This is a genomic window from Micromonospora avicenniae (assembly GCF_900156065.1).
GTDB classification, from domain to species: domain Bacteria; phylum Actinomycetota; class Actinomycetes; order Mycobacteriales; family Micromonosporaceae; genus Micromonospora; species Micromonospora avicenniae.
Genome location: NZ_FTNF01000060.1, coordinates 1 through 1,251, shown reverse-complemented (window position 1 = coordinate 1,251; position 1,251 = coordinate 1). Strand labels below are relative to the sequence as shown.

Sequence of the window (1,251 nt, the reverse complement as noted above, 5' to 3'; positions counted from 1 at the left end):
GGGTCTGCTGCACCGATAGGTGACATCTGAGATGGCTTGCCCTAGTGGCGGGCTGGAAGGATGTCGCTGTGCCCAAGCCCTACCCCCGAGAGTTCCGTGATGATGTCGTGCGGGTGGCCCGTGACCGCGAGCCAGGCGTGACGGTCGAGCAGATCGCGAAGGACTTCGGGGTGCACCCGATGACGTTGTTCAAGTGGCTGCGCCAGGCCGACGTCGACGCCGGCGCGAAGCCCGGCACGACCAGTGGCGAGTCAGCCGAGCTGCGCGAGGCCCGTAAGCGGATCAGGTTGTTGGAGCAGGAGAACGAGGTCCTGCGGCGGGCCGCTGCCTACTTGTCGCAGGCGCATCTGCCGGGAAAAGGCTCTACCCGCTCGTGAGCGAGCTGGCCGCCGATGGGATCCCCGTGGCGGTGACGTGCCGGGTATTGAACATCGCTCGCCAGCCCTACTACCGGTGGCTTGCCCGCCGTGTCACCGACGCTGAACTGGCTGGAGCGTATCGGGCGGACGCGTTATTCGACGCCCATCGCGACGACCCGGAGTTCGGCTACCGGTTCCTGGCCGATGAGGCCCGCGCTGCCGGCCAGCCGATGGTGGAGCGCACCGCCTGGAGAATCTGCTCTGGCATGGGCTGGTGGAGCGCGTTCAGCAAGAAGAAGCGTCGGGGCAAGGGCGGCAAGGCCGGTCCGCCAGTGCACGACGATCTCGTGCGCCGCAACTTCACCACGGACGGCCCGAACCGGTTGTGGTTGGCCGACATCACCGAGCATCGCACCGCCGAGGGCAAGCTCTACCTGTGCGCGATCAAGGACGTGTGGTCAAACCGAATCGTCGGCTACTCCATCGACTCACGGATGAAATCGAGGCTGGCCGTCAACGCCCTGCACAACGCTGTGGCCCGCCGTGGTGACGTGGCCGGCTGCGTGCTGCACACCGACCGCGGGTCGCAATTTCGAAGCCGGAAGTTCCTCCGTGCCCTCAACCAGCACCACGTGACCGGGTCGATGGGCAGGGTCGGCGCCGCCGGCGACAACGCCGCCATGGAATCCTTCTTCGGCCTGCTGCAGAACAACGTCCTCGACCGCCGAACCTGGACGACCCGGCAGCAGCTCAGGACCGCGATCGTGACCTGGATCGAACGGACCTACCACCGCCGCCGACGCCAACGATCCCTGTCCCGGTTGACCCCTATCGAGTACGAGACCAACATGACCCCACCGGCCAGTCAGGCCGCGTGACTGAAACTGTCACC

General features: G+C 66.4%; 1 protein-coding gene. It reads left to right on the top strand.

Annotated elements, in window-relative coordinates:
• The first annotated feature begins 68 nt into the window (after positions 1-68).
• Positions 69-1,237 (top strand): IS3 family transposase gene (locus BXA10_RS30250; RefSeq protein WP_139338261.1). Its coding sequence is split into 2 segments (ribosomal slippage): positions 69-353 and positions 356-1,237, totalling 1,167 coding nucleotides; the frame shifts between segments, so codons are not numbered across the junction.
• Positions 1,238-1,251: the final 14 nt, after the last annotated feature.